Source organism: Dyadobacter sp. CY356, from assembly GCF_021440195.1.
Taxonomy (GTDB): domain Bacteria; phylum Bacteroidota; class Bacteroidia; order Cytophagales; family Spirosomataceae; genus Dyadobacter.
Map to the genome: position 1 here is coordinate 241,691 of NZ_JAJTSZ010000008.1, position 24,023 is coordinate 265,713.

At 39.5% G+C, this 24,023-nt stretch carries 23 protein-coding genes; 12 read left to right on the forward strand and 11 right to left on the reverse strand.

Translation table 11 applies throughout. From position 1 onward, the window contains the following. Nucleotides 1–21: 21 nt before the first annotated feature. Together LXL81_RS23350 and LXL81_RS23355 are read left to right on the forward strand one after the other, a co-directional pair. Nucleotides 22–1,155 carry a carboxypeptidase-like regulatory domain-containing protein gene (locus tag LXL81_RS23350; protein WP_234649404.1) on the forward strand — a complete coding sequence of 378 codons (1,134 nt, stop codon included), beginning with the start codon at nucleotides 22–24 and terminating at the stop codon, nucleotides 1,153–1,155. A 118-nt stretch (nucleotides 1,156–1,273) separates the two neighbouring features. Then, on the forward strand, nucleotides 1,274–2,032 hold the full coding sequence (locus LXL81_RS23355) for an esterase family protein (RefSeq protein WP_234649406.1): 759 nt from the start codon (nucleotides 1,274–1,276) through the stop codon (nucleotides 2,030–2,032). Nucleotides 2,033–2,071: 39 nt separating this feature from the next. Here LXL81_RS23355 and LXL81_RS23360 read toward each other — a convergent pair whose 3' ends face one another. Further along, nucleotides 2,072–3,040, reverse strand: a complete 969-nt coding sequence (locus LXL81_RS23360) for an acyl-CoA reductase (RefSeq protein WP_310589610.1) — start codon at nucleotides 3,038–3,040, stop codon at nucleotides 2,072–2,074. 182 nt (nucleotides 3,041–3,222) lie between these two features. On the opposite strand from LXL81_RS23360, the gene LXL81_RS23365 reads away from it, so the two are divergent. The 3 genes from LXL81_RS23365 (at nucleotide 3,223) to LXL81_RS23375 (ending at nucleotide 6,519) form a co-directional block, all read left to right on the forward strand. Then, nucleotides 3,223–3,570 (forward strand): 4Fe-4S dicluster domain-containing protein, encoded by a 348-nt coding sequence (locus tag LXL81_RS23365; RefSeq protein WP_234649410.1) that lies wholly within the window; start codon nucleotides 3,223–3,225, stop codon nucleotides 3,568–3,570. A 347-nt stretch (nucleotides 3,571–3,917) separates the two neighbouring features. Continuing rightward, the gene (locus LXL81_RS23370; protein ID WP_234649412.1) at nucleotides 3,918–5,156 is read left to right on the forward strand and encodes a porin; all 1,239 of its coding nucleotides are present in this window, start codon (nucleotides 3,918–3,920) and stop codon (nucleotides 5,154–5,156) included. A 43-nt stretch (nucleotides 5,157–5,199) separates the two neighbouring features. Further along, nucleotides 5,200–6,519 (forward strand): ammonium transporter, encoded by a 1,320-nt coding sequence (locus tag LXL81_RS23375; RefSeq protein ID WP_234649414.1) that lies wholly within the window; start codon nucleotides 5,200–5,202, stop codon nucleotides 6,517–6,519. Nucleotides 6,520–6,688: 169 nt separating this feature from the next. On the opposite strand, the gene mtaB is transcribed toward LXL81_RS23375, so the two are convergent. Together mtaB and LXL81_RS23385 are read right to left on the reverse strand one after the other, a co-directional pair. Then, a complete protein-coding gene (gene mtaB, locus LXL81_RS23380) occupies nucleotides 6,689–8,017 on the reverse strand; it encodes a tRNA (N(6)-L-threonylcarbamoyladenosine(37)-C(2))-methylthiotransferase MtaB (protein WP_234649416.1) in 1,329 nt (442 codons plus the stop codon). A 39-nt stretch (nucleotides 8,018–8,056) separates the two neighbouring features. Continuing rightward, nucleotides 8,057–9,895, reverse strand: a complete 1,839-nt coding sequence (locus LXL81_RS23385; protein ID WP_234649418.1) for an LTA synthase family protein — start codon at nucleotides 9,893–9,895, stop codon at nucleotides 8,057–8,059. A gap of 156 nt (nucleotides 9,896–10,051) precedes the next feature. Between LXL81_RS23385 and LXL81_RS23390 the strand changes: the two genes are divergently transcribed. Continuing rightward, complete coding sequence (locus LXL81_RS23390; RefSeq protein ID WP_234649419.1) at nucleotides 10,052–12,238, forward strand: glutamine synthetase III; 2,187 nt, start codon at nucleotides 10,052–10,054, stop codon at nucleotides 12,236–12,238. Between the two features lie 42 nt (nucleotides 12,239–12,280). Then, a complete protein-coding gene (locus tag LXL81_RS23395; RefSeq protein ID WP_234649421.1) occupies nucleotides 12,281–12,832 on the forward strand; it encodes a hypothetical protein in 552 nt (183 codons plus the stop codon). A 78-nt stretch (nucleotides 12,833–12,910) separates the two neighbouring features. Here the strand turns inward: LXL81_RS23395 and LXL81_RS23400 are convergent, their stop codons facing one another. Further along, nucleotides 12,911–13,921, reverse strand: coding sequence for a glutamine synthetase beta-grasp domain-containing protein (locus LXL81_RS23400; RefSeq protein ID WP_234649423.1), 1,011 nt, complete (start codon nucleotides 13,919–13,921; stop codon nucleotides 12,911–12,913). Between the two features lie 394 nt (nucleotides 13,922–14,315). Here LXL81_RS23400 and LXL81_RS23405 point away from each other — a divergent pair, with 394 nt between their 5' ends. The 3 genes from LXL81_RS23405 to LXL81_RS23415 all read left to right on the forward strand — a co-directional run bounded on the left by LXL81_RS23405 (nucleotide 14,316) and on the right by LXL81_RS23415 (nucleotide 16,636). After that, nucleotides 14,316–15,023 (forward strand): 16S rRNA (uracil(1498)-N(3))-methyltransferase, encoded by a 708-nt coding sequence (locus LXL81_RS23405; protein ID WP_234649425.1) that lies wholly within the window; start codon nucleotides 14,316–14,318, stop codon nucleotides 15,021–15,023. A gap of 67 nt (nucleotides 15,024–15,090) precedes the next feature. Further along, nucleotides 15,091–15,744 (forward strand): DUF4159 domain-containing protein, encoded by a 654-nt coding sequence (locus tag LXL81_RS23410; RefSeq protein WP_234649427.1) that lies wholly within the window; start codon nucleotides 15,091–15,093, stop codon nucleotides 15,742–15,744. A 145-nt stretch (nucleotides 15,745–15,889) separates the two neighbouring features. Next, nucleotides 15,890–16,636 carry an acyl-CoA desaturase gene (locus LXL81_RS23415; protein ID WP_234649429.1) on the forward strand — a complete coding sequence of 249 codons (747 nt, stop codon included), beginning with the start codon at nucleotides 15,890–15,892 and terminating at the stop codon, nucleotides 16,634–16,636. A gap of 287 nt (nucleotides 16,637–16,923) precedes the next feature. Here the strand turns inward: LXL81_RS23415 and LXL81_RS23420 are convergent, their stop codons facing one another. The 5 genes from LXL81_RS23420 to LXL81_RS23440 form a co-directional block, all read right to left on the reverse strand. Then, a complete protein-coding gene (locus LXL81_RS23420) occupies nucleotides 16,924–18,297 on the reverse strand; it encodes a HAMP domain-containing sensor histidine kinase (RefSeq protein WP_234649430.1) in 1,374 nt (457 codons plus the stop codon). 3 nt (nucleotides 18,298–18,300) lie between these two features. Next, nucleotides 18,301–18,978 (reverse strand): response regulator, encoded by a 678-nt coding sequence (locus LXL81_RS23425; RefSeq protein ID WP_234649432.1) that lies wholly within the window; start codon nucleotides 18,976–18,978, stop codon nucleotides 18,301–18,303. Beyond that, entirely contained in the window at nucleotides 18,975–19,508 is a 534-nt protein-coding gene (locus tag LXL81_RS23430; RefSeq protein ID WP_234649435.1) for a 5' nucleotidase, NT5C type, read from the reverse strand. Before LXL81_RS23430 ends, LXL81_RS23425 begins: the two co-directional genes overlap by 4 nt. Continuing rightward, a complete protein-coding gene (locus LXL81_RS23435; RefSeq protein ID WP_234649437.1) occupies nucleotides 19,509–20,813 on the reverse strand; it encodes a dihydrolipoamide acetyltransferase family protein in 1,305 nt (434 codons plus the stop codon). Nucleotides 20,814–20,888: 75 nt separating this feature from the next. Beyond that, entirely contained in the window at nucleotides 20,889–22,157 is a 1,269-nt protein-coding gene (locus tag LXL81_RS23440) for a competence/damage-inducible protein A (RefSeq protein ID WP_234649439.1), read from the reverse strand. 106 nt (nucleotides 22,158–22,263) lie between these two features. Here LXL81_RS23440 and LXL81_RS23445 point away from each other — a divergent pair, with 106 nt between their 5' ends. Both LXL81_RS23445 and gldC read left to right on the forward strand, forming a co-directional pair. Further along, nucleotides 22,264–22,998, forward strand: coding sequence for a DUF4197 domain-containing protein (locus tag LXL81_RS23445; protein ID WP_234649441.1), 735 nt, complete (start codon nucleotides 22,264–22,266; stop codon nucleotides 22,996–22,998). Nucleotides 22,999–23,062: 64 nt separating this feature from the next. Then, complete coding sequence (gene gldC / locus LXL81_RS23450; RefSeq protein ID WP_137342911.1) at nucleotides 23,063–23,404, forward strand: gliding motility protein GldC; 342 nt, start codon at nucleotides 23,063–23,065, stop codon at nucleotides 23,402–23,404. Nucleotides 23,405–23,460: 56 nt separating this feature from the next. On the opposite strand, the gene LXL81_RS23455 is transcribed toward gldC, so the two are convergent. Together LXL81_RS23455 and LXL81_RS23460 are read right to left on the reverse strand one after the other, a co-directional pair. Next, on the reverse strand, nucleotides 23,461–23,820 hold the full coding sequence (locus LXL81_RS23455) for an MmcQ/YjbR family DNA-binding protein (protein ID WP_234649443.1): 360 nt from the start codon (nucleotides 23,818–23,820) through the stop codon (nucleotides 23,461–23,463). Next, on the reverse strand, nucleotides 23,817–23,996 hold the full coding sequence (locus LXL81_RS23460; protein WP_234649445.1) for a DUF6728 family protein: 180 nt from the start codon (nucleotides 23,994–23,996) through the stop codon (nucleotides 23,817–23,819). Before LXL81_RS23460 ends, LXL81_RS23455 begins: the two co-directional genes overlap by 4 nt. Nucleotides 23,997–24,023: the final 27 nt, after the last annotated feature.

Below are 24,023 nucleotides of genomic sequence, written 5' to 3' on the forward strand. Positions count from 1 at the left end.
ATTTCCCTAAAACTGCCGGTCATGAAAATTTTTCGTTTGTCAGCATTTCTAATTTTCATATTATTTTCTAATAGTCTGTATGCGCAGAAAAAAGCCTTTAATGGCCGCGTAATTGATGAAAAAAATAATGAGCCGTTAGCATTTGTTTCGGTTTATATCACCAATACCACAATTGGTACGATAACAAATGCAAAAGGAGAATTTTCTTTGATGCTGGATCCGGGAAAATACGAGGTGATTGTTTCCATGGTTGGTTATGGTCCGATAGTTCATCCGGTAGAAATCAGGAGAGAACTCGCAAATCCTCCTATTCTTTTCAAGATTGCCACCAAAGCTTATGCACTTGACACCGTTTCAGTACTTGCTAAGCGTGATGCATCCTGGTATTCAAATTTGCGGTTATTCAAGGATTATTTTCTTGGTAAAAGTTCAAAAGCCCAAAAATGCAAATTGCTGAATCCAGACGCACTGATCACTGTGTTTGATGTTGAAAAACAAACTTTAACAGTTACTGCAAAAGAACCTCTTCTCATCGAAAATCCTGAGCTCGGATATAAAATCAGTTTTTTGCTGATCGCGTTTGTCATGAATAAAGAGGCTAAATATTCAAGTTATCTTGGTTATCCGCACTTTGAGCTTATGGATGGCAGTGATAACCAAAAGCAGGAATGGGCAGAAAAACGCCAACAGGCATATCTGGGTTCTACCATGCATTTTGTACGTTCTTTAAGAGATCAAAAATTACAGCAGGAAGGATTTCGTGTAAGCCGGCCGGTGGAGGGTTTGAGCGTTTATGCGGCCGAGGCATCTGTGAATGGACGGCCAAGGGTGACGAAGTCAACAAGATTTGAAGATGTTTCGTATGGCGAATATTTATCCTTTCCCGAAAATCAGGCAAAGCTGGAATTTAAAGGATTTTTACAAGTTGTATATCTGAGGGAAATGGAAGATCTTGAATATGTTTATTCCAAAACTTCTGATGATTTAAGAAAGGCATCTTACCAGACCTCGATCATCTCGTTAAGAGATCCGAGCGTTTTTTTACAGGAAAACGGAAGTTTTGACAAGCCGCTCGGGATTACATTTGAGGGATACTGGAGTTGGGATAAGGTAGGGGACATGCTGCCTTACGATTATTACCCCAAATCAGAATAATTTCAATCTTTCTTTTATTAAATGACTGCATCTGTTACCTTGCCGCTTTACCATTTTTCCAACCATTTTGATTTCATCTGATCCCCGGCTTTTGTGTATTGAGCAAAGTATATCTTCTTTGTTTCTTCATCGTGATGTTTTTATTTCGATAAGGCTTCCTGTGCATTATCATGAAGCAACGCAATATCCTCTTCTTTTGATCAATGATGGCCAGGATTTCCGAGCGCTCGGCATGAATGAAATCCTTACGGATCTGCAAATTAATGCGATTATTGACCCGGTTATTGTAGTTGGAATTCATGCAGGAGCGGATCGTTTGCAGGAATATGGAACCGTTTGTAAACCTGATTATGCGCATCGCGGCAGCAAGGCTGGTGCCACGACTGATTTTGTGCTTAAAGAGTTGTTGCCTTATTTAAATGAACATTATCTGGTAAAAACAGACAATGTTTGTTACGCAGGATTTTCTCTTGGCGGTTTGATGGCGCTTGATATGGTTTGGAATCATCCCGATATTTTTTCAAGAACCGGCGTTTTTTCAGGTGCTCTGTGGTGGAGGCAAAAAGCCTTGGATGCCGGATATAAGGATGCGGACCGGATCATGCATGAACAGATCAGAAATTCATCTATAAAAACCGATCTTAAATTCTGGTTTCAAACCGGAACCAACGACGAAACCGACGACCGCGATCATGACGGGATTATTGATTCTATCCAGGATACGCTGGAATGTATTGCTGAACTGGAACGGAAAGGTTTTGTCTGGGGAAAAGATATTGCTTATTCTGAAACTCCGGCAGGAGAACATAATCCGGAAACCTGGTCCCGTGCCATGCCGGAATTTTTAATTTGGGCCTTTGGAAAAAGTAATCCCTGAAAAGCCCGCAGCTTTTTGGAGATTTTCAGGGATAATAATTTATAATGAAGTCAGAAAAGCCATGGTGTCAACATTATCAGCATAATCTGAAAGTTCTGGTTCCTGTGTTTTCCCGAAAGGAACAGCGCCATGAATTATATTCTTGTCACCAACCACGCACTGGATTTTCTCAGCATTTTCTTCAAGATAGCCTTTCATGGATTCAATGTTTTGGTATGTCTCATAATGAACAACGCTGATCGGAGATACCATTGCATGATTTTCAGTGAGCATCAAAAAGCCATTGTCGTAATGAAGAACACGGTTTACAAGTAAGATTGACTTGTTGTATTCGTAGTTGTTAAAATATTTATGATGATTAAGATACAGCTGGTCAAAGGCTTGAATTGATTCAAAAAACTTGGTAAAATCATATCCTTCCGGGATATATAATTTCGAAACATTCCTGCATCCCAGCCCAAAATATTGTAGGATATCCTTACCCAGAGCATGCAGCTCCGCATCACTTTCATTGCCGGTGATCACGGCAAGAGAGGTCCTGTTCTTCCTTATTATATTTGGTTTTTTAGAAAAATAGTAATGAAAATATCTCGCTGTGTTATCGCTCCCGGTTGCAAGGTAAGCGTCTGAATCGTTTAGTCTTTCCACAAAAAATATATAGTCAGCAAATGCTGGTTCAATTTCTATAAGTTTTTCCAGTAATGCCGGAATCAGGACAGGGTCGTCGGAACTGGATTTAGCCAATAATGTATGTCCGCTCATTAACACACACAAAACATCATGAAACCCAACAGCAGGAATATTGCCGGCCATGATCACACCAATTTTCTGAGATGCTGCCGGTTCCGGATATTGATTGATCCAGTTTGTCAAGTTTTCCTCTGAAAGGAAGCGTTCAGCAATTGCATCCAACGATCCCAACACATTGACCGGCGTAAACCAGTTATTTTTTCTATTGGCAGTAATAGCTAATTCCTGAAGATAATCCCTGTTTTGGGGGTCTTTCAAAAAATTTCCTAATTTAATAAAGGCATTTATGCGTTGAATTCTTGATATCATTCCAGGGAAACTAAAAATAATTAAACTTGTGAATCTGTTTTTATTTTTCTGATTGTCGGGAAACTTTAAATAGTTATATTTGTTAGTCTATTAGGGCGAAAATAGGAACAAATATAAACAATCCGGCGACTATGGCTATAATGATAACCGATGAATGCATAAATTGTGGGGCGTGCGAGCCAGAGTGCCCCAATACGGCTATTTATGAAGGTGGTGTAGAATGGACGTGGGGAGAGGGTACAAGTTTGGACGAGGTAGATTTTGGAGACGGAACCGTAATTAGCGGTAAAGAAAAGCAGTCACCTGTGTCAGATGAATTCTATTATATAGTATCAGATAAATGTACTGAGTGTGTAGGCTTTCATGAAGAACCGCAATGCGCTGCCGTTTGTCCGGTGGATTGCTGCGTGCCCGATCCTGAAAATGAGGAGGAAGAAGAAACTTTACTGGCTAAAAAAGCTTGGATGCATGGTGAATAATCCATAATCAGATCTTAATGCTTTAAAAGACCCACTTACTGTGGGTCTTTTTTTGTGCCTTACAATTTTATAATAGTAAAATAATAATAAAATTTCTTAATTAATCGGAGATCTGCCATTTAATAAAATTTCGTAATACTATGCAAATGCAGAATAAATTAAAATTTATTAAAATATATGTAATGCGTTGATTATGTTTTAATATTGATAAAAAAGAGTACAAAAAAAGGAAAATTCATCTTTTCATGATAAAAAATGACTATAATATTTGATAAATATAATTTTAATACAATATTTGGTTCGTAAATAATCAGTGAAACTATTAAATACGTAAACAGAAGAAAATTATGAAAAAGGTCTATTGCACAGTATTATCTTTAATGATCCCTTTTTTGGGTTTTAGTAAGTCGGGCTTGGCAGAAGAAAAGAAAACCAAAACAACAGAAACTACCAAGATTGAGGAGGTAAAAGAAGAAGGTGAAGAAGGTAAGGGATCTTTTGCGTTTTCTGGTTATTTAGATTCATATTACATGGCCAACTTTAATAAGCCGGCCTCACGTTCAAACCTTGGCCAGGCAAACGCCCGTGTTTTTGATATCAAATCGGGTGAGTTTCAGTTGGGTTTGGTACAGGCAAAAGCGGTTTATACCAATTCTAAATCTGAGGCAGTTGTTGACTTGACTTTTGGTCCTAATGCAAACCTGGGTAACTATGGTAATTTCCCGTTCAGTACAGCTTTGGCCATCAAACAAGCTTACTTTACGTATAAATTTACAGACAAGTTCTCAATGACAGCAGGTCAGTTTGGAACGCATATCGGATATGAAGTAATTGATGCGCCTGCAAACTTTAACTACTCACTTTCAAACTTATTTAACAACGGGCCATTTTATCATACGGGGGTTAAGGCAACTTATGCTTTCACTGATAAAGTTTCATTAATGGCTGGTGTGGTTAACAATGTAGATGGATTGGGAGATAACAACCGCAAAAAAGGTATTATATCTCAATTATTCATTTCACCTGTTACAGGATGGAATGTCTACCTTAACTTTATCAATAGCAATGAAGCTAACCCGGGTTCGGACGGAGATTCTCCAAAAGCTCATTACCGCGTATTTGATGTTACTTCAAGTTATCAGATTACCCCAAAATTCCTGGTTGGAGTTAATGCCGCACTTGGCTCTCAAAAAGGAGATTATCAAGGGTATGGGGGGCCAACGGATGCGCAAACATGGGGTGGAGCTGCACTTTATTCTAATGTAGCGATTACAGACAATTTTGCGATCGGTGCGCGTTACGAATATTTCAATAACGATAACGGTGTAAGAGCTTTACTTGCATTTCCTAATGGAAAAGGAACAGCAGAAAGTCCAATTTCTGGTATTGGAACTCACGTAAATTCTGTAACTTTAACAGGAAACATCGGTCTTGCAGATGGACACATTCTTATCAAACCTGAATTCCGTCTTGACGCTTATCCAAAAGCTGGTGGTAACAAGGAAGAACAATTTGAAGATTCAGACGGAAATTTCACAAAAAGCAGTCAGACAACATTTGGAATTGCTTTTATCTATAAATTTTAATTCACCTTCTTAAATCAAAAACAATCGAAATCTCTACAAAACAATGGAAAAACGTAATTATTTACCACTGATTATTTTACTGGTAATTGCTCTGCTGGGGGCTTTTGTTCCTAGCGTGCCTACCAAAATTGTCACTGAGGGCTTAAATTCGGGCGATATCGCCTGGATGTTGGTATCATCCGCACTGGTACTGTTAATGACTCCCGGTTTAGCTTATTTTTATGGAGGTATGGTTAATAACAAAAATGTTATTTCCACCATGCTTCAAAGCTTTATCGCCATGGGTGTTATTAGCGTTCTTTGGGTTGTAGTTGGTTTCAGTCTTGCTTTTGGAGATGACATTGGAGGATTTATCGGTAATCCGACCACTCACTTTATGTTTAAAGGCGTGTTGGATGGTCCTGCTTTCGGAACAATTCCTTTCGCTTTATTTGCGATGTTCCAAATGAAGTTCGCTGTTATTACACCTGCTCTTATCACAGGATCTATGGCTGAGCGTGTAAATTTCCGCTCTTATGTACTTTTCATGATTTTGTTCTGTGTGTTTGTTTACGCTCCGCTTTGCCACATGACATGGCATGCAGATGGTATCTTGTTCAAAATGGGGGTTCTTGACTTTGCTGGTGGAACAGTTGTTCACATGTCTGCTGGCTGGGCAGCTTTGGCTGGTGCAATGTATTTGAAAAGACGTAAATCTGTACTTGAATCACACGTATTGCCTCCTGCAAACATTCCTTACGTTCTTTTAGGAACTGGTTTACTTTGGTTTGGATGGTTCGGTTTCAACGCCGGTTCTGCTTTGACTGCTTCTCCTTTGGCAGTTTCTGCTTTCGCTGCAACTAACACTGCTGCCGGTGCTGCTGGTTTGGCCTGGGTATTGTTCGATGTTGCAAGAGGTAAAAAAGTTTCTGCACTTGGCTTTTGTATCGGTGCGGTTGTAGGTCTAGTGGCTATCACGCCTGCTGCTGGTTTCGTAACCGTTCCTTCGTCTATCTTCATCGGTGCAGTTGCTGCATGTATCAGTAATTATGTTGCACACCTTCGCACTCGTTCAACTTTGGATGATACACTTGACGTGTTCCCTTGCCATGGTGTAGGTGGAATGGTTGGTATGTTGATGACTGGTATTTTCGCAACAAGTGCAGTGAACCCATTGGTAACTGATCAAGGTCTTGCTTTTGGTGAAACTACGCTTTTCATCAACCACGTAATTGCGTTGGTAGGTGTTTCAGCATTCGCTTTCGGAGGTTCATTCCTTCTTTTGAAAATTACAGATCTTATTTTGCCGCTACGTGTATCTGAAACTGACGAAAAAGTTGGTTTGGATATCAGCCAGCATGATGAGTTCCTTGTAGAAGCATAGGAATTTAAAACATAAAAAACCGACCGGCAGAATATTCTGCCGGTCGGTTTTTTGTTACTAATGCTTTTTTTGAAATGTTCTTATTTTAGAACGGGTGCACCGAACTGAATTATCGTTAAACGCATTCCTAACAGCTAACAGCTAACAGCTAACAGCTAACAGCTAACAGCTAATGCGCAGGTTCATAATTTTCGGATTCCATAACCTCCATTAACCCTGATTCATTGAGATGAACGTACTGTATTTCCTTGGTTTCGTTGATCAGAAGCGGATCGTATTTTACAGCTACACGAATATAATTTTCAGTAAAGCCAAGCATTTGTCCGTTCTGTATTTCATCTTCAAACAATACAGTACCCGTTTTTCCAATCTGTGATTCGTAGAAATGTCTCTTCTTCTTTTCAGAAAGTATATGAAGCATTTTAGATCGTTCTGCTCTTTCTGATTTTGGTACAATTGGTCTAATCGTTGTCGCCAGCGTATTTTCCCGTTCCGAATAAGTAAAAACGTGGAGATAGGAAATGTCAAGCTCATTTAAAAACTGGTAGCTTTCCAAAAATAATTCATGCGTTTCACCCGGATGGCCCACAATCACGTCGACCCCGATGCAGCAATCCGGCATTAATGATTTAATTTTTGCTACTCTCTCAACATACAATTCTCTCCTGTACCTACGGCGCATGAGTGCCAAAACGCTGTTTGAGCCAGATTGTAACGGAATATGGAAATGAGGAACAAAACGTTTCGACTGCGCTACAAATTCAATTACTTCATCGGTCAATAAATTTGGTTCGATAGAAGAAATCCTGAATCTTGATATACCTTCCACTTCGTCCAATGCTCTGATCAGATCCAGAAAAGTTTCTTTTTTAATACCATTCTGAATTCCAAAATCTCCGATATTAACACCCGTCAACACAATTTCCTTAACCTCTCTTGCAGCAATATCCTGAGCAGCTTTGACGATATTGGCTATTGTGTCCGAACGGCTTTTTCCACGCGCCAGTGGTATTGTGCAATAAGCGCAGGGATAGTCACATCCGTCCTGCACTTTCAGGAAAGTACGGGTACGGTCATTAAGTGAATAGGAAGTATGGTATTCAACCGCATCTTCAATAGGAGAAGCAAGGATTTTCGCAGTTTGATTGACCGGCTCCTTTTCAAAAGTATCCAGTAATTCAACCAGGCGGAATTTTTCAGCTGCACCTAAAACGGCATCTACACCAGGAATTTCGGCAATTTCAGCAGGTTTTAATTGCGCATAACAACCTATGATGGCAACGTAACCGTCGGCATTTATTTTTTGTGCTTCACGAACAATTTTGCGGCATTTCTTATCCGCATTTTCAGTTACTGAGCAAGTATTGATGATAAAGATATCCGGCTTATCGTTGAATTCAACCTTGGAATAACCCTTGTCTTCAAACATCCTCGCGATCGAAGAACTTTCAGAGTAATTCAGTTTACAACCCAGCGTATAAAAAGCGACTTTTTTCATAGTAATGACAATAAGAGTGCAAAATTACACTTTTTCCGCTTAACGCTTTAAATAATCACCAAAAGAAGCTTGTAAATAGGATTTTCCATAGTCAACTTCTGTGGATTTCAGATTACCGGATTTCTCAGTAATGTTGCCTCCAATGTTATCTCTGACAATAAACCCGTTAGGGCGTATCCAGCCGAAACCGTTCATAAAAGCGAAATAGGCAAACGGAGTACGTTTTTTCATGAAAATATCATTACTCCAATGGAAGGATTTTGACGGCAGATTAAGTTGATTAACCAGAGTCGCGGCCAGATCGGTTTGCGAGCATAACGTATCAATAGTGATATTTTTTTCTTTCAACACACCGCCAAGCCATAACATGGGGATGTGAAATTCATTTGGTTTTGAGGCTGGTTTTTCTGGTAACGGATGCCCGTGATCCGCCAGGATGACGATCAGCGTATTTTTCCACCAGGGTTTTGTTTTGGCTTTTCTGATAAATTCTCCAATTGACGCATCTGAGTAATGATGCGCATTCAGAAACAAATGTTCCTGATCGTTCCCCTGAATAATCGTTTTTACAGGAACTTCAAAAGGCTCATGACTGCTCAATGTAAATATTGTCGAAAAAAACGGCTGTTTTTTTTGATCAAGGTCCGTCAGGAATTTATTCAAAACCACATGATCATGTGCACCCCATTTGGAATTCATGTCGGCCTCATTGAATGCATTTTTATCAACAATGGTGTTAAATCCCTGTTGTATAAAATATGTTTTCATGTTGGCAAATTCGGTTTCGCCTCCATAATAAAATGAAGTGTTATAACCGTAATCTCTGAACTCCCTTGGTAGCGATGGAAGCGAAACAGTTTTGTTCGGTATTTTAATGATGGAAGTAGTCGGTTGCGCCGGGTATCCGCTTAATACTGCCACCATCCCTTTATCGCTCCGGTTCCCACTTGCGTACATGTTTGTGAATAGGATTCCTTCTTTTGTAAGTGCATCAAATTGCGGTGTAATTCCGGGTACGCCATTCAGCTTTTCCACGATTTTGGCTGTGAAACTTTCCCAGATGATGATAATTACATTTACTGGCGCGTGGGTCGTATCAATCAATTGCTCGTGTTCTTTTCCTGTTTGATATAGTGATTTTACACGCGCATTTGTTTTTTCGTCTGAGAAATAATGAAAAGGGTTCCGTCTGTCAAAACCTTCGTTAAGCAAAGAGCGACTATAATTCCAGGGAACATTTACCGCTGCGTAATTGGCAAAACTTCGGTTTGAAAAATAAACCGCACTTTCGTTCATAGGAGCCAGTTGAAAGCCTCCACGAATTGGAATAATCAGTATAGCAGCCAGAAATATGAAAAGCAAGGCTGTGAAAACCGGAGAGGATCCGGAAAAATAGGGTATTGATCTTTCTTGAATAGTAAACAATATTTTGATCACCAGAACGAGAAGTGAGATCAAAAGAAGCAGTAAGGGGAAAACCGGGGCAGCACCCATAGAAGCAAATGCTTCTTTTGGTGTTTTCAAGTATATGAGTGATGTCGCATCAATTCTGAAACCCCAGGCACGAAATAGTTCAAGATCAAAAATGGTTAGCAAAACCATTAAAAACGCAACGATGACGCTATACCATTTCAAAAAGTTTTCATACCATTTCCACTTAACACTGCTTGCCGCAATCAGCAAAGTGGGAATCATAAGAATATATCCGGAAAAAGAAATATCCATTCTCAGACCGTGTAATGCACTTTGCACAAGCAGGTAACCGCCAAGATCCTGGGACTTTTTGAAATGATATATAAAAAAAATGATACGGAAGAGTTGAAAAAATAATATCCAGCTCAACCCGTACAAAGCCAGAAATCGAAATCTTTTTAGCATGTTAGGGGAATAAACTGCAAAATTCAAAAAAATATCCCGAATTTGACACTTGTTGTAACTTATAAAGTGAAAAATCAGAAAAATTCATGCAGTTTTGGTACTTAGTATCCCGAAATAAATAATTTTGGCAAGAAATACTATTAATTACCCATACTTATGACCTTTCGTTCCAAAGCTTTTGAGATTGCACTGAGCCGTGTTGCACCTGTATTAACACCACCAACTGAAAAGGTGGCTGACCTGTATGGAAGTAATACTTTCAGTGATGATGTGATGAGAACTTTACTTTCTCAGGAAGCTTATATTAAAATTTCAAATGCGATCCGCTCGGGATCTACAATAGATAGGGAAGTTGCCGAAGAAGTTTCCGCGGCCATGAAGTCATGGGCGATTTCCAAAGGCGCAACGCATTACACGCATTGGTTTCAGCCCTTGACCGGAAGTACGGCAGAAAAACATGATTCATTTTTCGATTTAACCATTGACGGAAAAGCCGTAGAAAAATTCAAAGGTAGTGCCCTCGTTCAGCAGGAACCTGACGCATCCTCGTTTCCAAGCGGAGGTTTACGGGCAACTTTTGAGGCCCGTGGTTATACAGGCTGGGATCCAAGTTCTCCTGCTTTTTTGATGGATAATGGGGCAGGAGGAAAAACCTTGTGTATTCCGTCTGTTTTTATTTCTTACACTGGTGAAGCGCTGGATTATAAGGCTCCGTTGCTGCGGTCGCTGGTGATGCTGGATAAGGCCGCAACTTCTGTTTGTCAGTTTTTTAATCGTGATGTTGACAAAGTCACGCCGACGCTTGGTATTGAACAGGAATATTTTCTCGTTGATAAAGCTTTATACTATGCCCGTCCGGATTTATTGATGACGGGGAGAACAGTATTTGGGCATAGCCCTGCGCGTGGTCAGCAGCTGGACGATCATTATTTCGGATCCATATCGCCGCGGGTTAACGCATTTATGGTTGATTTCGAATTTGAGGCTTTAAAACTTGGTATCCCGGTTCGGACAAGACATAATGAAGTAGCACCAGGCCAATTTGAATGCGCCCCGACTTTTGAAGAGGTAAATCTGGCCATCGATCATAATGCTTTGCTGATGGATCTGATGCAGAAAATTGGTGAAAAACATAATTTTCAGGTTCTTTTTCACGAAAAGCCTTTTGCAGGAATTAATGGAAGCGGAAAGCATAATAACTGGTCTTTGTCAACGGACACAGGAATTAACCTGCTTGCACCAACGACAAAACCGAAAGAAAATCTTCGCTTTCTGACCTTTTTGCTTAATGTGGTGAAGGCAGTGCATGATCACGCGGATCTGTTACGCGCTTCTATTTCTTCCGCAGGAAATGAACATCGTTTGGGAGCAAATGAGGCGCCGCCATCAATAGTTTCCGTATTTTTGGGAGGAGAATTGACCAATATGCTGGAAGAGTTGGTCAATAAAGGAGAAATTACACTGGAAAAAGGTGAAAACTTTTATTACAAACTTGGGATAACCCGGATACCAAACTTGCAGCGTGACAATACAGACAGAAACAGAACATCTCCTTTTTGTTTCACTGGAAATAAGTTTGAATACCGTGCGGTTGGCAGTGCATTAAACAGTGCCTCGCCAATGATTGTTTTAAACACGATTGTAGCAAATCAGCTGACCGAGTTTAAGCGGGAAATGGATGAAAGGCTGAATGCCGGAGAAGAGAAGAAAGTGGCCACCGTAGCAATTCTGAAAAGATACTTCAAAGAATCTAAAAAAATACTGTTTGAAGGAAACGGTTATTCTGAGGAATGGGTTGAAGAGGCTAAGAGCAGAGGATTAAGTAATATCAGCGCGACTTATGATGCGCTTTATGCTTATGTGACAGAAAGCACAATCAAGGCTTTTGAAAAAATGGGCGTATTGTCTTCAAGAGAATTGCATGCCCGTTATGAAATTGAACTTGAAAATTATGTTAAGAAATTACAGATTGAATCAAGGGTAATAAGTGACCTGGCACTGAATCACGTCGTATCAACGGTTGTTAAATATCAGTTCAAACTTGCTCAAACAGCAAGGGCCCTGACAGATCTGGAAATGCTGGAAGAGGCAGAGCCGATCAAGGAAATAATCAAGGATATTTCTTCGCATGTGGTCATTATTAAAAGGCTGGTGCATGAAATGACTGAAAGCCGGAAAACGGCTAACAACGTTGAAGATTTATTGGAACGGGCTCGTTTTTATGGCTCAACAGTAAAGGGATATTTTGATGAGATCAGATACCATGTTGATAAACTGGAATTATTGATCGACGATGAAGACTGGCCGCTGGCAAAATACAGGGAAATGCTATTTTTAGAATAATAATCGTTACCATTGCTTTAAAACAATAATCAAATCAAAACTATGAATCCGGGATTCGATCCAGAAGAAATTGCACAGCTAAAACGGGAATGTAAAGCTGAACGATTGAACTTTGTATACGTTACAGACGAGTTCGAAGAAGATGAAGAAGAAAATAACGAACATGCCCACGTTCAGTTTGTAGGTTATTACAAAGATAAAGAGGTGGTCTATGATTTGTTGATCTATACGCTGAGATTACACCATTCAACTTTGGTTTATGATGCGGCTTTGGAAAGATTGAAACTTCAAATGCCGGACTATATTTCACCTGATGAAAGAGGGGAAAACGATGTGGTTGATTTTGATAAAGATGAGGAAGCGGAAATTCTGCTAACTGAATTTATTGAAGAAATTGAGGAAAATGAAGAAATCTCTGTTCGCGAACACGTTGAAGTTGACGATAAGTTTGACTACGGAATCGGTCTGGAAGTTGGATTGAACAAAACTGAAATCAATGAAAAAGTAATTAACGATTTCATCATCCGTTACAATTCAGGACGTTTGCAACTTGATCCAAATGTTTATTCTTTTTCAACTGAGGACGAAGAGTAATATTTTTTCAAATACAATAACAAGAAAAAGACCACCAAAGCGGTGGTCTTTTTCTTGTTATTACAAAATAACTATTTTCTAAACGGCTCCTTTAACAGTTTTGATAATACGAGCAGCTACTTTATATGGATCAGCAGCAGAGTTTGGACGACGGTCTTCAAGGTATCCGCTCCATCCTCTTTGAGGAACAAGAACAGGAATACGGATAGAAGCACCACGGTCAGAAACACCATAGCTGAAATCATGAATACTTGCAGTTTCGTGTTTTCCAGTCAAACGAAGGTGGTTATCAGCACCGTAAACTTCGATATGTTCTTTAACAACAGGACGGAAGGCTTCGCAAATTTTGTCGAAAGTTTCTTTGCTGCCAGCAGTTCTCAATACATTGTTTGAGAAGTTGGCATGCATTCCGCTTCCGTTCCAGTCAAGAGCTCCCAATGGTTTCGGGTGCCAGTTGATAGAAACACCATATTTTTCACCGATACGCTCCAAAAGATAACGTCCCAACCAGATTTCGTCTCCGGCTTGTTTCGCACCTTTCGCAAACATCTGGAATTCCCACTGACCAGCCGCAACCTCAGCATTGATACCTTCAATGTTAAGACCTGCTTCGATACAAGCGTCAAGATGTTCTTCAATAATTTCGCGTCCGTATGCATTTTGAGCACCTACTGAACAGTAGTATGGGCCTTGTGGTGCTGGATATCCGTTTGCAGGAAATCCTAATGGCTTATTAGTTTCGATATCCCAAAGGAAATATTCCTGTTCAAAACCGAACCAGAAATCGTTATCATCGTCTTCAATCGTAGCTCTGCCATTTGTAACGTGAGGAGTTCCGTCAGCGTTAAGTACCTCGCACATAACAAGGTATCCGTCTTTACGTTGTGGATCCGGAATAATATAAACAGGTTTCAATAGACAGTCAGAAGAACCACCAGCTGCTTGCTCTGTAGATGAACCATCAAATGACCAATTGCTTAGATCTTCAAGTTTACCACTAAAGTCGCTTTCAATTTTGGTTTTGCTGCGTAAACTTTGGGTTGGCTTAGAGCCGTCCAGCCAAATGTATTCCAGCTTAGATTTTGACATAATAATACTAGATAAAGTGGTGACGAATTAATATTACGACACAATATTAATGCTAAAATGTATTTCTAAAAAATAAAATCTAATAAAATTTAATCTAATACAGAATAAAATTGCGAACATGGTAGTATTATCAGTAAATAATGTACTTTTTCCATAAAATAAGCTAAGATTTAAAAATAAACCATTCAAAACGCAATTGTGTATTTATATAATATTTAGGGTTTATATTCATAAGTATTTTTAAAAATAATGAAAAAATACAAAAAACGGGTTTTGAAGACTCTCCTTTCAAATCTTGGTATAGTCACTTTTTGTCTATGAAGTGATTACATAATATTTAACTATTTTTGAGAAATGAATCGGAGCAAAAGGCATCCGGAAATTAAATTAAATTATGCACTTATTTTTTCAACCTGATCCAAAGGTTTTTGAATTGGATGAAGAGGAGTCGCGGCACTGTACCAAGGTTCTGAGACTCACTACCGGAGATATGATTTATGTTACTGATGGTAAGGGACTTCTGCGCAAATGCAGGCTTAATGTTGGCAAAAGGAATGTTTCTTATGAAACCGTAGAGTCAAGTTTTATACCAAAAAGATTATATAACGTACATATTGCTGTCGCCCCGACGCGAAAAGCAGAGCGGAATGAATGGATGGTTGAAAAGATGACTGAAATGGGTGTGGACCGGATTGATTTTATTGTCACTGAACATACGCATCGTGAAACGGTAACCCGTGTTGTGAATCTTAGTCGTCTAAACCGGATTGCTGCGTCGGCTATGAAACAATCCCAGCAATATTATATGCCGGAAATCAGATTGATTACAGAATTTCATTCGTTTATAAAAGCGTGTGATCAGGAAACCCGCCTGATCGCATATGTTCCGGATAACCATTTGACCGAACATGTTATAAAAAAGGTTAAAAAGCATTCTGATACAATATTATTGATAGGACCGGAGGGTGATTTCTCCCCGGAGGAAGTTATATTAGCAACTAACAACGGTTTTGAAGCCGTTTCCTTAGGTGCGACCAGGTTACGCACTGAAACGGCGGCTGTTGCAGGTTGCCATGCTATTAATCTGGCAGAATTACTTTAAGAAGCATTCAACGATACCGGTTCTGGCACTTCTTTTTATAAAGGATATTATGGTGAAATACATTTGGATGAAATCGTTTATAATACTTTTATTTCTGACATCCGTAAATGTCAGTCAGGCGCAGTCGTCGTTAAAAATCGCAAAGCTGAAATATGGCGGCGGGGGCGACTGGTATGCCAACAAAACATCGCTTCCAAATCTGATCCGGTTTGGGAATTCTGAGCTTAAAATGAATATTAATCCGGTTGAAGATGTAGTGGAAGTAGGAAGCCCGGATTTGTTTACTTATCCGTTTGTACACATGACCGGGCATGGAAATGTCGTTTTTACAGATGCAGAAGCCCGGAACCTGCGCACTTACCTGCTTGCAGGAGGTTTTTTACATATAGATGACAATTACGGTCTGGACCCTTTTATTCGTAGGGAAATGAAAAAAGTATTTCCAGAACTATCTTTTGTTGAGCTTCCTTTTAATCATCAGATTTATCATCTGAAATATGATTTTCCCAATGGCCTGCCCAAAGTACATGAACATGACGGCAAGTCGCCACAAGGTTTTGGCTTGATTTACCAAGGCCGTTTACTGTGCTTTTATTCTTATGAATGTGACTTGGGAAATGGCTGGGAAGATCAAAGCGTTTACAAAGATCCAGAAGAGCTTCGCCGCAAAGCTTTACAGATGGGTGCGAATCTTCTTGACTATGCATTTACCATTTTGTAAAAAACCAAGTTAGGCATGGTATTTTAATGATGTTGTAGAATCAATATAAATAAGTCCGCAAATTAACGCGTAATGATGGTGGAATTCTGCCTTCTCTGAATTAAATTTGTGTTATAATTCCGTATTTAACCATTATATCTTTTCAATGTATATAGTTCTTGCCGTTTTTGTTGTACACTGGTACTTGTCTCTTTTTTGTCAAACATTCTTTTTGCACCGTTATTCAGCTCATAAAATGTTTATCATGAGTAAGCCATGGGAGCGGTTTTTTTATTTGTTAACCTATTTGTCACAAGGTTCTTCGTATTTAAGTCCACGTGCTTACGCCATTCTTCACCGGATGCACCATGCATTCAGTGACACTGAAAGAGATCCTCATTCTCCTCATCACACAAAAAATGTTTTTACAATGATGTGGGAGACAAAAGATATATATAATGCTGTTTTAAATCGTAAAAGAGCAATTGAAACTCAATTTGAACGCAATTATCCTGAATGGAATTTTATTGAAAAACTGGGAGATTCCTGGGCATCAAGAGCAGGTTGGGCAATTTTGTATTCAGCTTTTTATATTTTGGCATATTTGTATCTGGATATGCACTGGGCGTTTTTCTTCTTGTTGCCAATCCACTTTTTAATGGGACCAATTCATGGTGCTATTGTTAACTGGAGTGGACATAAATATGGTTATCAGAATTTTGATAACGATGATAAATCTAAAAACTCCTTAATTTTTGATTTTCTCATGATGGGGGAGTTGTTCCAGAATAATCACCACAAACGTCCTAATTCAATCAATTTCGGCTCAAAGTGGTTTGAAGTGGATCCAACTTATCCTGTGATTAAGATGCTTAACAAGCTGAAAATTATTGAGATTCGTAAGAAAGCGTAGAAGAAATTAAAAAAATATAGGGCAGTGGACATTTATTGTTTACTGCCTTTTTTTTGTTGATAAAGTATTAAAGTTTGTAATTACTTTTTATCTGTAAACGCAGAATTCTCTTACTGGCTACAAAAAACTTTGGCAGGTGTGAGAAACACCTGCCAAGTTTGCTTATTAACACCACAAAAAATGAAATCTAATTTTACGCGTTCAACGAAATAGTCTGACGCTTAAAAGAACATTACAAATAAAACATGTAATGCTTAAGATGGACTTAAGGATAAATTAGAATTTGCTTAGAGACGAATAAAATCGATAATAAACGTCGTGCCCTTTGGCTGATTGGTCTGGATGGAGACATATCCGTTATGCAGTTTGACAATTCTTTCGACCAATGAAAGCCCTATGCCATAACCTTTTACATTGGCCGTGTTGTCGCCACGGTAAAAGGGCTGAAAAATAAGATTTTGGTCCTGTTCCGGAATCCCCTTGCCATTGTCAGCAAAGCGCAGATTAAGTTTTTTAAATGATGCATGTAAAGTAATCGTCACCATCTGGTTTTCGGAGAACTTGCAGGCATTATCCATCAGATTCAAAAAAGCTGTTTTTAATAAAGTCGAATTTCCTGCAATTTCCAGCCAGGTATCGTCGTCGGGGAGTTCATCCAGATTGAGCTGGATATTATAGGCAGGGTTTGCCTGGCTCAGACTCTGCCGGCAATCCCAGAGTAAATCATCAATCCGGACAATTTCTGTCAGAAGGTCGCGCTGGTCTTCACTTACCTTTGCCAGTTCGAGTAAAGTATTGGAAAGTTGGGCAAGTTCCTGGACATCTTCAAGCACAGATTGAATTGTAACCTGATAATCACTCGTACTTCGCTCTTTGAGCATACTTACTTCAAGCTGGGATCTTATTTTTGTCAATGGATTTTTAAGCTCATGTGAAACATTGGCTACAAATATTTTCTGCATTTGAAAAGCCGTTTCAATCCGTTCTAAAAGTTTATTGAAAGTGGTTGATAACCGTCCTATTTCATCTTTCTGATTTGGGATCTCCAACCTTGTATCCAGCTTCTGAGGAAGAATACCTTCCACGGCATTCATTACTTTTGAAATAGGTCTTAAAGCACGTTTGGCAAAAACCCATCCGGCAAGTCCTACAATGGCCGTTACGATAAGATAAAGCACCGTAAGAAGCGTATTTAAATTTGATAAATTAGCCTGCCCATACAAATCCTGCGCACCCAACATAACCACGGCACGGTTGAAGGGATATTTATAATAAAGTCCAACAACTTTATAATCTCCATCTGTATACCGGATTTCCCCGGATTTTCTGATTTCGTCCAGCCAGTAATTTGAAACGTGAATTGATTTGGTGACAGCGTTCGTATTGGTATAGATCAGTCTGTTTTTTTCATCAAAAATCAGAATGTTTTCATTGTAGATCAGGTCACGGTTTGAGCCTTCCAGTGCCCGTAAAACTTCTGTATTAACTTGTGGGACTTTTAGTAACAGCTCGGCAGTAGATTTTGCTTTTGACCTTAACCTATCGTAAAAATCTTCCGTTACGTTATTGTAGGTAAAATAATAAATTGCAAAAAATGTAACCAATAAAATGCCGCTTACAAGCAGGGAAAACTGGATCGTAAGTCGGGTACGGATCTGCATGATTTACTCGATTTTAAGCACATAGCCCATTCCAAACTGCGTATGAATCAGTTTAACCGGGTAATCTTTGTCAATTTTTTTACGAAGGTAATTGACATAAACCTCAATGACATTGGTTCCGGTATCAAAGCCGATGTCCCAAACCTGCTCAGCAATTTCAACCTTCGACACAACACGTCCCTGATTTCTGATCAGATAAACAAGAAGATTAAATTCCCTGGCGGTTAAATTGATTTTATTTCCGGATCTGTGCACCGTCTTGGCATCCATGGAAACTTCAATATCAGCAAAACGCAATATCTGTGCAGTTTGAGAAATAGCAGAGCCACGTTTGGTCAACGCACGAACGCGGGCCAGTAATTCTTTGAATTCAAAGGGTTTGACGAGGTAATCGTCTGCGCCGGCGTCCAGTCCTGTTACTTTATCGTCGGTTGAACCTAGTGCCGTCAGCATTAAAATCGGGGTTTCATCACCTGAATGACGTAGTTCCCTGCAAAGTTCTATTCCGTTGATACCAGGAATGATAATGTCACTGATAATTAACTGATAGCCGCCCTTTTTTGCCAGTTGTTTTCCGATCAGCCCGTCGTAGGCAATATCAACCTCATAACCATTTTCTTCAAGACCCTGTTTGAGGGACTGGACGGTTTTCGGTTCATCTTCTATCAGTAGTAATTTCATTTATTGGGTAAGAATAATTCTGATACTTCCTGCCAGCTCGACACACGCCGAAATGTTTTGTCAGAAAGATTGTGTGTTGCTGTGAATAATATTCCTTCACCTTTGAAAGCATTCAAATTGCGAACCTGGTCGTCAATAAGATAATCAGAATGAATGATACTTTTATGACCACAAAAAACAATATTGGTCCAGGGTATAAAACTGAAATGTTTTTGCAGCCAGTCAAATTTATCTTTAAACGAATTTGGAAATTCCATCGCAGCTGTCGCTACATAGATTTCGTAAAAGCTCGAAAGTTTGAGGATCGTTTCCCTTGCGTCCTTTTTAACCGGAATATCAGCGAAGAAACCCGGTTCGTTCATGATTTTATTTAATCTTGTCAACTGTTTGGGATGAAGTAATTGCCTCAGCGGCTTTGTATCAAAATCTTTCTGAGTCAAAGCTGTATCAAAATCTTCCAAAACAATGCCAGCCAGCTTTTCGTATGTGTCGGCCATCACATCATCCATATCCAAAGTAAGTCTCAGCATTTAGACGAGTGTTCTATGGGCATCAAAATTTTCAAGATAATCAGAAACCCTTTTTACAAACATTCCACCCAATGAGCCGTCCACGACGCGGTGGTCATAGGAGTGTGATATAAACATCAGACTTCTGATACCAAGCAAATCTCCCTGCAAGGTTTCGATAACGGCAGGTTTCTTCTTAATTGCACCAAAAGCCATAATAGCAACCTGCGGCTGAACAATGATAGGAGTTCCCATCAAATTACCAAAAGCACCAATATTGGATACAGTGTAAGTTCCACCTGCGAGGTCGTCGGCTTTCAATTTATTCTCTCGTGCTCTTTTTGCCAGTTCATTGACCTTCCGGGCTAAACCCGCCAGGTCATACTGGTCAGCATGATGAATTACGGGCACTATCAGATTTCCATCAGGTAAGGCAACGGCCATGCCAATGTTGATATCTTTCTTTTTAACAATATTATCGCCTTCAACAGAAATATTGATGAGCGGATAATCTTTTATGGCTTTAACAACAGCCTCTATCAGAATCGGTGTAAAAGTGATACTGTCACCTGATTTTTTTCTAAAATCATTTTTAATCGCATCTCTCCACTTTACAATGGTGGTCATGTCAGTTTCTATAAAGGAAGTAACGTGGGCAGAAATGCGTTTGGATTCACTCATACGCGAAGAGATCATCTTACGCATACGATCCATTTCTATAATTTCGGTGGAACCGTTTAAAGAAGTCGCTTTGACCGGAACAGTTTGAACAGGTTCAATTTTAGCATTTGTCCGATTTGTCAGATACGAAAGAATATCGTTTTTAGTAATACGGTTTTCTGCTCCGGTACCTTGAATGCTGGCCAGTTCCTGTGCACTTAAATTTTCCTCCCGGGCAATACTTAATACCAGTGGAGAATAAAATGCGCTTGACTCAGAACCACTTTTTAATAATAGTTCAGCTTCAACGGTTTCAGACGTTTTGCGGACGGCATTATGGATATCTTTTTCAAGAAATGCGACGGCATCAAAACCAGGATCGTCAAAGTTTGTATGAGGAGGATCATCCTGAGATTCTTCACCTTCTTCCACCTGAATATTTGCCACCGGACTGCCAATCGCAACGACATCACCTTCTTTGACAAGCCATTCAATTAACACACCGGAATAGGGCGAGGGAACTTCCGTATCCACCTTATCTGTGGCTACTTCAAGAACAGAATCATCAGCCGTAATTGATTCGCCCGCTTTGTTCAGGAGGGTCAAAACGGTGCATTCCATGATACTCTCGCCCAGAGCGGGCATTAACATTTCAATTATTTTCATATTGTTCTATATTTCATCTCCACAATCTATCGCCACGATATTATGAATTATCTAAATTTTTTAAGGTTTCAATTTTCAATTTTTATCGGCTTCTGTTTTTAAGATTGTTTTTCTCAACAAATTTAAAACATAGCTCGATGTCAGCTCAATATTTACTTTTCTGTCGTTTCTTAACGTTAAAAGTTGTGTGACGGTTTCTTTTGGTGTTGCACATGCAATCCAAACCGTTCCGACTGGTTTTTCAAGTGTCCCACCGTCCGGACCGGCAATTCCGGTGGTCGAAATGGCGTAGGTTGTGTTTAACTTCCGGCGTGCACCTTCTGCCATTTCACGCGCAGTTTGTTCACTTACTGCCCCAAAGTCTTCCAGCGTTTGTCTGGAAACGCCCAAGATATGCATTTTTATTGCATTGCTATAACTGATTACAGAACCTTGGTAATAACGCGATGAGCCAGGAATATTTGTTATTTGATTTGCTACAAATCCACCTGTGCAACTTTCGGCTGTGGAAACGGTTGAATCGCTTTCCAGAAGCAATTTTCCAATTACAGTTTCCAGTTCGTCTGCATCATATCCAAAGATAAATTCCTGGATCATGGGAACAAGCTGATCTACTTGTTCTTTTAGTTCCGCATCCATGGTGGCCTGGTTATCGCCTGTTGCGGTTAATCTCAATTTCACCTGTCCAAAGTGGGGAAGATAAGCCAGTTTGATATGAGGTGGCAAAGCATCCTCCCAGTCAGCTATTTTTTCTGCCAGAAAGGATTCACCGATGCCGATCGTGCGTATTATTTTATGTGTAATAATGTTAAAAATGAAACGCTCCTTCAATTTTGGCAGAATGGCGTGCGTCATCAGGCTTTTCATTTCATAAGGAACGCCGGGGAGAGATACATAGATAACCCCGTCCTTCTCGAACCACATACCCGGCGCCGTGCCCCAGAGATTTGGAATGTAGGTACAGTTTTCCGGCAGTGCCGCCTGTTGCTTATTCAGTTCCGTCATTTCTCTACCACGTTTGGCAAAAAAGTCTGTAACCAGAGCCAGGGCATCCTCATTTATTTTTAATTCAGTATCAAAATATTTACAGAATGTATGTTTTGTTATGTCATCTTTTGTCGGGCCAAGTCCACCAGTTACGATAATAACATTAACTCTTTGGCTGGCTTCCGTCAATGCTGCAATGATATCTTCCTGCAAATCGCCGACAGAAGTTTTTCTAACCGGACGAATTCCTATGCCAGTTAATTCAGAGCCAATCCATTGTGTATTTGTATCTGTGATTTGTCCAAAAAGAATTTCATCACCTATGGTAATTATTTCCGCCCTGATAATGGGATTCATAAATGCGAATTTGAATGAATTGAACCGTTTATTTTTCCAAAAATAAGTAAAATTAATTGTTATTGATTACGTTTGAAACTTAGTGTGTATTAAACAGAGTAACCCAATGAATCGTAAAATATTATTAATTGTCTTTCTATGGATTTCATGTAGCTGTGCTTCAATGGCTCAGTTCAATCTTGGAAAGGTACTTGACTCATTTAAAAAACCGGAAGGAACTTCCTCGTCATTATCCAACGCTGATATAGTAAAAGGTTTGAAAGAAGCATTGACAGTCGGAATCAGCAAGGGATCTGCCGAAGCGTCCAAGACGGATGGATTTTTTAAAAATGAACTGATAAAAATTGTTGTACCGCCGGAAGCTCAGAAAGTTGCAGAAACACTTCGGAAACTTGGATTAGGCAAGGAAGTTGACAAATTCACACTTTCGCTAAACCGGGCTGCTGAGGATGCTGCTAAAAAGTCCAAGCCTATTTTTGTGAAGGCGATCACTTCGATGACCATAACAGATGCCCTTGGTATATTGAAAGGACAGGATGACGCGGCGACGAAATATCTTCAAAAAACAACAAATCAGGATCTTTACAATACTTTTTTTCCTGTTGTTGACAGTACATTGAATTTGAATAAAGCGACGCAGTATTATGCTGATCTTGTAAAAACTTACAATGAAATTCCATTGGTGAAAAAGGTAAATCCCGATTTGAAAGGATATGCAACACAGAAGACAATTGACGGACTTTACACCTTAATTGCACAAGAAGAAAAGAAAATCAGAAAGGATCCGGTGGCCAGGGTAAGTGATATTTTGAAAACAGTTTTCGGACAATCGGCTAAGTAACGAACCTGAAACCACGAGGTGTTGTTACTTTATCTTACTTTTGCGAAAAATATTTAATCCTTTTATGAAAAATTCTGAGATTCATTTCACCGTTGAACTTGATAATCAAAACGTACCTGATAAAATCCACTGGTCGGCGACCGACAATCCTAACGAAGGAATCAATGACACACGGGCAATAGCGATTGCTGTCTGGGATCATTACCACAGAGGTACTTTAAAAATTGACCTTTGGACAAAAGATATGGAGGTTTTTGAAATGAAACGTTTTTATATTGAAATAATGAGCGGTATAGCTGATACTTTGCTGACTGCTACCAATGATACAGTAATGGCAGACGCCATTGAAGGCGTTTGTGAAACACTGAGTAAAAAACTGGATGAGGAAATGAAGGCCGCGAAGTAATTTAGTGTTTCGTTATAAAGTAAAGAGCGGTCTTTGGCCGCTTTTTTAGTTTTTTATCATTTCAATTCCTCCAAAGCCATTTTATCCTTCTTCGGCAAACTGTCAACAATCAGCTCATAAGAATCCTTAATCCAGCTATATAAAAGTTCACTGGGAATACTACCGGTAATGTGGACCGTATTCCAGTGCTTTTTACTCATGTGATATCCCGGCAAAACGTCAGAATATTTTTCACGCAATTCTTCGGCTTTTTCAGGATCACATTTTACGTTGAACTGAGGTGTTGCCGAGTCCATTGGTGTTAAGAGAAACACTTTTCCCATCACCTTAAACACAAGCGTATCAGGTCCGAAGGGAAGCTCTTCTACCGCACCGGGCAACGAAAGACAAAAATTTCTGATCGATTCTAAATTCATCTTGTAAACGCGCGAAAGATCATAACGATCAGACAAAACAAAAACATAATAATTGAAATCCGGTTAATACCATGCATCATCCGTAGATTGAACGAAGTTGGATCGTTTGGATTTGGTTTTTTAAACACGCGGACGAAGTAATAAAATACATCTCCAAGCTGAAAATACTTTTTCATATCAAACTAGATTTAAAATTCAAGATT

Coding starts and splice junctions, on each gene's coding strand:
- LXL81_RS23350 (WP_234649404.1), top strand. CDS start 22: ATGAAAATTTTTCGTTTGTCAGCATTTCTAATTTTCATATTATTTTCT.
- LXL81_RS23365 (WP_234649410.1), top strand. CDS start 3,223: ATGGCTATAATGATAACCGATGAATGCATAAATTGTGGGGCGTGCGAG.
- LXL81_RS23370 (WP_234649412.1), top strand. CDS start 3,918: ATGAAAAAGGTCTATTGCACAGTATTATCTTTAATGATCCCTTTTTTG.
- LXL81_RS23375 (WP_234649414.1), top strand. CDS start 5,200: ATGGAAAAACGTAATTATTTACCACTGATTATTTTACTGGTAATTGCT.
- mtaB (WP_234649416.1), bottom strand. CDS start 8,017: ATGAAAAAAGTCGCTTTTTATACGCTGGGTTGTAAACTGAATTACTCT.
- LXL81_RS23385 (WP_234649418.1), bottom strand. CDS start 9,895: ATGCTAAAAAGATTTCGATTTCTGGCTTTGTACGGGTTGAGCTGGATA.
- LXL81_RS23390 (WP_234649419.1), top strand. CDS start 10,052: ATGACCTTTCGTTCCAAAGCTTTTGAGATTGCACTGAGCCGTGTTGCA.
- LXL81_RS23395 (WP_234649421.1), top strand. CDS start 12,281: ATGAATCCGGGATTCGATCCAGAAGAAATTGCACAGCTAAAACGGGAA.
- LXL81_RS23400 (WP_234649423.1), bottom strand. CDS start 13,921: ATGTCAAAATCTAAGCTGGAATACATTTGGCTGGACGGCTCTAAGCCA.
- LXL81_RS23405 (WP_234649425.1), top strand. CDS start 14,316: ATGCACTTATTTTTTCAACCTGATCCAAAGGTTTTTGAATTGGATGAA.
- LXL81_RS23410 (WP_234649427.1), top strand. CDS start 15,091: ATGAAATCGTTTATAATACTTTTATTTCTGACATCCGTAAATGTCAGT.
- LXL81_RS23415 (WP_234649429.1), top strand. CDS start 15,890: ATGTATATAGTTCTTGCCGTTTTTGTTGTACACTGGTACTTGTCTCTT.
- LXL81_RS23420 (WP_234649430.1), bottom strand. CDS start 18,297: ATGCAGATCCGTACCCGACTTACGATCCAGTTTTCCCTGCTTGTAAGC.
- LXL81_RS23425 (WP_234649432.1), bottom strand. CDS start 18,978: ATGAAATTACTACTGATAGAAGATGAACCGAAAACCGTCCAGTCCCTC.
- LXL81_RS23430 (WP_234649435.1), bottom strand. CDS start 19,508: ATGCTGAGACTTACTTTGGATATGGATGATGTGATGGCCGACACATAC.
- LXL81_RS23435 (WP_234649437.1), bottom strand. CDS start 20,813: ATGAAAATAATTGAAATGTTAATGCCCGCTCTGGGCGAGAGTATCATG.
- LXL81_RS23440 (WP_234649439.1), bottom strand. CDS start 22,157: ATGAATCCCATTATCAGGGCGGAAATAATTACCATAGGTGATGAAATT.
- LXL81_RS23445 (WP_234649441.1), top strand. CDS start 22,264: ATGAATCGTAAAATATTATTAATTGTCTTTCTATGGATTTCATGTAGC.
- gldC (WP_137342911.1), top strand. CDS start 23,063: ATGAAAAATTCTGAGATTCATTTCACCGTTGAACTTGATAATCAAAAC.
- LXL81_RS23455 (WP_234649443.1), bottom strand. CDS start 23,820: ATGAATTTAGAATCGATCAGAAATTTTTGTCTTTCGTTGCCCGGTGCG.
- LXL81_RS23460 (WP_234649445.1), bottom strand. CDS start 23,996: ATGAAAAAGTATTTTCAGCTTGGAGATGTATTTTATTACTTCGTCCGC.